We start from the raw sequence: 5,330 nt of genomic DNA, 5'->3' as shown, positions 1-5,330 counted from the left end.
GTTTTGTGGAAGAACGCGCCGCACATCATCTGGCCGATGCGGTTCGTGCTGCCCTATGCCAAAGGCCTGCGTCCGGCCTGGCTGATCAGGCTCGGTCTTTTCCTCTACGATCACATTGGCGGGCGCAAATTGCTGCCCGCGACCCGGACGCTGGACATGGCCAGGGATCCGGCCGGCAAGCCTTTGAAGCCGCTGTTCAAGAAGGCCTTCGAATATTCGGATGGCTGGGTCAATGATGCACGGTTGGTGACGCTGAACGCGCGTGATGCCGCCGACCGCGGCGCAACGGTCCGCACCCGCACGAAGGTGATCGGCGCGCGCCGCGAAAACGGCCTTTGGACGATCCAGATCGAGGATCTGCAGAGCGGCGAGACCGAGGAGATCAAGGCGCGACTGCTGGTCAATGCCGCCGGCCCCTGGGTCGATCATGTGCTGTCCGGCGTCGTCGGGCTCAACGATGTGCACAATGTCCGCCTCGTGCAGGGCAGCCACATTGTCATCGCCAGGAAGTTCGACGATCCACGCGCCTATTTCTTCCAGAACAAGGATGGTCGCATCATCTTCGCCATTCCCTATGAGGAAGAGTTCACACTGATCGGCACCACCGACCAGGATTATCCCGGCGATCCGCATGACGTGAAGATCAGCGACACCGAGATCGATTACCTCTGCGCCGCGGCAAGCGAATATTTCGCCCAACCCGTCAAGCGCTCGGACATCGTCTGGACCTATTCGGCCGTCCGCCCGCTCTATGATGACGGCGCCTCCAAGGCGCAGGAAGCGACGCGGGACTATGTGCTCAAGGCCGATGGCGGCGAGGGCGCTGCCCCAATCGTCAATGCCTTCGGCGGCAAGATCACCACGTATCGCCGGCTGTCGGAATCGATGCTGGAAAAGATCGAGGGTTTTCTCGGCAAGCGCGGCAAGCCGTGGACGGCAAACGCGCCGCTGCCGGGCGGCGATTTCCCGGCCACCGGTTTCGATGCCGAAGTGGCGAAACTCAAAACCGCTTATCCATTCCTCGACGCGCGCCTGGCGCGCCGGCTGACCCGGCTCTATGGAACCCGCGCGAGGATGCTGCTGGGGCTGGCCAAATCGAACGTCGATCTCGGCCGCAACTTCGGCGCCGATCTCTACGAGGCCGAGGTGCGCTATCTCGTTCAAAACGAATGGGCCGTCACATCAGAAGATGTATTGTGGCGCCGGACCAAACGCGGTCTGCATCTCAGCCGCGAGCAGGTGGCGGCGCTCGATGAGTTCATGCGCGGCATAAGCCGGCGCCATGTCGCGGCTGCCGAATGAAGAGGGGTTTGAGCTGATGCGGAAGGCCTGGGAGGAGGCGTCATGCTGGAACTGAGAAACGTCACCAAGGCGGTCGGCGCGGTCGAGCATATAAGCGACGTGTCGCTGACGCTCCAGCACGGCTCGCTCAACGTCCTGCTCGGACCTACGCTTTCCGGCAAGACAAGCCTGATGCGGCTGATGGCCGGCCTGGACGTGCCGACCTCCGGTTCGATCTGGTTCGACGGCCAGAATGTCACCGGTGTGCCGGTGCAGAAGCGCAAGATCGCCATGGTCTACCAACAGTTCATCAACTATCCGGCGATGACCGTTTATGAGAACATTGCTTCGCCGCTGCGGGTGGCCGGCATCGAGCAGGCCAGGATCGACAGCCAGGTGCGTGAAGCCGCGGCTCTTCTCAAGCTGACACCCTATCTCAATCGCACGCCGCTCAGCCTGTCGGGCGGCCAGCAGCAGCGCACCGCGCTGGCGCGCGCCATCGTCAAGAACGCAAGCCTGGTCCTGCTCGATGAGCCGCTCGCCAATCTCGACTACAAATTGCGCGAGGAACTGCGCGCCGAATTGCCCAGGATATTCGCCGCCGCCGGCACCATCTTCGTCTACGCCACGACCGAGCCGCACGAGGCGCTGCTGCTCGGCGGCAACACGGCGACGCTTTCGCAAGGCAAGATCACCCAGTTCGGACCGACCATCGAGGTGTTCCGCAAGCCGGTAGACCTGGTGACAGCCAGGACGTTTTCCGATCCGCCGCTCAACACCATCGTGCTTGCCAAGAAGGGCCGGGATTTCCTGCTCGAGGGCGGCGTGAACCTGCCGGTGCCGGCCGAGCTCTCCGGCATTGCCGATGCCATGTACACGATCGGTTTTCAGCCGCACCACCTGTCGCTCGAGCGGCCGAATGCGGCGGCGGTGCCGGTGCGTGCCAAGGTGACGATCACCGAGATCACCGGATCGGAGAGCTTCATCCATCTCGATTTCGCCGATGCGCGCTGGGTCATGCTGACCCATGGTATCAGGCATTTCGAGCCGGACGAGGTGGTCGAGGTGTTCATCGATCCGCGCCACATCATGGTTTTCGACGAGCACGGCAGCGCCGTGACTGCGCCGAATCTGGCGGCTTGAGGGCAAAGAGATGGCACGCATCGACGTCAACCATGTCAGGCATTCCTACCTGCCGAACCCGCAGAAGGATGCCGATTTCGCGCTGCGGGAAGTGCATCATGTCTTCGAGGACGGCGGCGCCTATGCGCTGCTCGGGCCCTCCGGTTGCGGCAAGACCACGCTGCTCAACATCATTTCGGGATTGTTGCACCCCTCGCACGGCCAGTTGCTGTTCAACGGCAAGGACGTGACCAATTTGTCGACGCAGGAGCGCAACATCGCGCAGGTGTTCCAGTTCCCGGTCATCTACGACACCATGACCGTCTACGACAATCTGGCCTTCCCGCTGCGCAACCGCGGCGTGCCGGAAGCCGATGTCGACCGCAAGGTTCGCGAGACGTTGGAGATGATCGATCTGGCGTCCTGGGCGAAGAAGAAGGCGAGGGGCCTGACCGCCGACCAGAAGCAGAAGATCTCGCTCGGCCGCGGCCTGGTGCGCTCCGACGTCAACGCCATCCTTTTCGACGAGCCGCTGACCGTTATCGATCCGCACATGAAGTGGGTGCTGCGCTCGCAGCTGAAGCAGCTGCATCGCCGCTTTGGCTACACCATGGTCTATGTGACCCACGACCAGACCGAGGCGCTGACCTTCGCCGAGCAGGTCGTGGTCATGTATGATGGCGGCATCGTGCAGATCGGCACACCGGCCGAATTGTTCGAACGCCCGCGCCATACCTTCGTCGGTTATTTCATAGGCTCGCCAGGCATGAACGTCATGCCGGTGGCGATCGACGGCAAGACGGCGACGCTCGGCTCGCAGCGCATCGAACTGCCGGGCGCACCCAAGGCAGGCAGCGGCGCCGTCGAACTCGGCATCCGTCCCGAATATGTCCGGCTCGGCCGCGAAGGCATGGCCGTGCAGGTCAGCAAGGTCGAGGATCTCGGCCGCCACAAGGTGGTGCGCGCCAAGCTCGAAGGCCGCGATATTTCTGCCGTGATCGGTGAGGACGAGACCCTGCCCGCCGATCCGAAGGTGCGGTTCGACCCGGCCGGCATCAACATCTATGCCGATTCCTGGCGTGTCGAGATGGAGGCCTAGATGGAGAAGACCTGGAACAACAAGGCCTGGTTCATGGTGCTGCCGGTTCTCCTGCTGGTGGCGTTCTCCGCGGTGATCCCGCTGATGACGGTGGTCAACTATTCGGTACAGGACACATTCGGAAACAACGTCTTCTTCTGGAACGGCTCGGACTGGTACACCGAAATCCTGGAGTCGGAACGCTTCTGGCTATCGATGGTCCGCAACCTGATCTTTTCCGCAACCATCCTCGCCATCGAGATCCCGCTCGGCATCTTCATCGCTCTCAACATGCCCAAGAAAGGCTGGGGCGTGCCGGTCTGCCTGGTGCTCATGGCTCTGCCGCTGCTGATCCCGTGGAACGTCGTCGGCACGATTTGGCAGGTGTTCGGCCGCATCGACATTGGCCTGCTCGGCTACACGCTGTCGTCGCTCGGCTTCGACTACAACTACGTCAACGATCCGACCGACGCCTGGGTGACGGTCATCCTGATGGACGTATGGCACTGGACAAGCCTCGTTGTTCTGCTCTGCTACGCCGGACTGGTCTCGATCCCCGATGCCTTCTACCAGGCGGCCAAGATCGATGGTGCATCGCGCTGGGCAGTGTTCCGCTACATCCAGCTGCCGAAGATGAACCGCGTGCTTCTGATCGCGGTGCTGCTGCGCTTCATGGACTCGTTCATGATCTACACCGAGCCGTTCGTCGTCACGGGCGGAGGCCCTGGCAATTCGACGACGTTCCTGTCGATAGACCTGGTCAAGATTGCCATCGGTCAGTTCGATCTCGGGCCGGCGGCCGCCATGTCGATCATCTACTTCCTGATCATCCTTTTGCTGTCTTGGGTGTTCTACACCGTCATGACCAATGTCGATGCGGAGCGCTGAGATGAGCGGCGCCAACGAAGGAACGACGAGGCAGGACCGGGTGCGTGAGACGGCGGTTTCGGACGGGCTCGCCAGCACATTGTCGCAGGACCAGCTTGCGCGGCTGATGCGCCGGCGCGGCGAAGAATCCCGGTTCTGGTGGTTGGTGCCGACGATCTACATCATCTTTCTGATGCTGCCGATCTACTGGCTGGTCAATATGAGCTTCAAGACCAATCAGGAGATTCTGGGCGCCTTTTCGCTGTGGCCGAAGAGCCCGACCCTGGCCAACTACATCGTGATCTTCACCGACCCGTCCTGGTACAAGGGCTATATCAATTCGATCATCTATGTCGTCATGAACATGGTGATCTCGGTTTCGGTGGCGCTGCCGGCTGCCTACGCTTTCTCGCGCTACCGGTTCCTCGGCGACAAGCACCTCTTCTTCTGGCTCTTGACCAACCGCATGGCGCCGCCGGCGGTGTTCGCGCTGCCATTCTTCCAGCTCTATTCGGCCTTCGGGCTGATCGACACGCATATCGCGGTGGCGCTGGCACACTGCCTGTTCAACGTGCCGCTGGCGGTCTGGATCCTCGAGGGTTTCATGTCCGGCGTGCCGAAGGAGATCGATGAGACCGCCTATATCGATGGCTACTCCTTCCCGCGCTTCTTCCTGAAAATCTTCATGCCGCTGATCGCCAGCGGCGTCGGCGTGGCCTGCTTCTTCTGCTTCATGTTCTCATGGGTCGAGCTGCTGATCGCGCGCACCTTGACCACGACCGCCGCCAAGCCGATCGCCGCGATCATGACGCGCACGGTCTCGGCCTCCGGGCTCGACTGGGGCGTGCTCGCCGCCGCCGGCGTGCTCACCATCCTTCCAGGCGCGCTCGTGATCTGGTTCGTCCGTAATTACATCGCCAAGGGCTTCGCCCTGGGGAGGGTATGACCATGAACCTCACCTGGATGGCATGGACGCTGCCGA

Annotated in this window: 5 protein-coding genes; all 5 read left to right on the top strand. The window is 62.0% G+C overall.

Annotated elements, in window-relative coordinates:
* Positions 1-1,302: glycerol-3-phosphate dehydrogenase (gene glpD / locus EOD15_RS27645; protein ID WP_127409024.1), on the top strand; the 1,302-nt coding region annotated here is incomplete at its 5' end.
* A 42-nt stretch (positions 1,303-1,344) separates the two neighbouring features.
* The gene (locus tag EOD15_RS27640; protein WP_127322489.1) at positions 1,345-2,424 is read left to right on the top strand and encodes an ABC transporter ATP-binding protein; all 1,080 of its coding nucleotides are present in this window, start codon (positions 1,345-1,347) and stop codon (positions 2,422-2,424) included.
* Positions 2,425-2,434: 10 nt separating this feature from the next.
* Complete coding sequence (locus EOD15_RS27635) at positions 2,435-3,502, top strand: ABC transporter ATP-binding protein (protein WP_023812976.1); 1,068 nt, start codon at positions 2,435-2,437, stop codon at positions 3,500-3,502.
* The gene (locus tag EOD15_RS27630) at positions 3,503-4,369 is read left to right on the top strand and encodes a sugar ABC transporter permease (RefSeq protein ID WP_127272310.1); all 867 of its coding nucleotides are present in this window, start codon (positions 3,503-3,505) and stop codon (positions 4,367-4,369) included. It begins immediately after the preceding gene.
* Position 4,370: 1 nt separating this feature from the next.
* Positions 4,371-5,294 (top strand): carbohydrate ABC transporter permease, encoded by a 924-nt coding sequence (locus EOD15_RS27625; RefSeq protein ID WP_027036701.1) that lies wholly within the window; start codon positions 4,371-4,373, stop codon positions 5,292-5,294.
* Positions 5,295-5,330 lie beyond the last annotated feature (36 nt).

This window comes from Mesorhizobium sp. M7A.T.Ca.US.000.02.2.1 (assembly GCF_003996995.1).
Taxonomy (GTDB): Bacteria; Pseudomonadota; Alphaproteobacteria; order Rhizobiales; family Rhizobiaceae; genus Mesorhizobium.
The sequence above is the reverse complement of the archived record's forward strand: the minus strand, read 5'-3'. Positions and strand labels throughout refer to the sequence as shown.

What these genes read in the sequence shown, in the direction of transcription:
- EOD15_RS27630 (WP_127272310.1), top strand. Translation starts at nt 3,503, where the DNA reads ATGGAGAAGACCTGGAACAACAAGGCCTGGTTCATGGTGCTGCCGGTT.
- EOD15_RS27635 (WP_023812976.1), top strand. Translation starts at nt 2,435, where the DNA reads ATGGCACGCATCGACGTCAACCATGTCAGGCATTCCTACCTGCCGAAC.
- EOD15_RS27625 (WP_027036701.1), top strand. Translation starts at nt 4,371, where the DNA reads ATGAGCGGCGCCAACGAAGGAACGACGAGGCAGGACCGGGTGCGTGAG.
- EOD15_RS27640 (WP_127322489.1), top strand. Translation starts at nt 1,345, where the DNA reads ATGCTGGAACTGAGAAACGTCACCAAGGCGGTCGGCGCGGTCGAGCAT.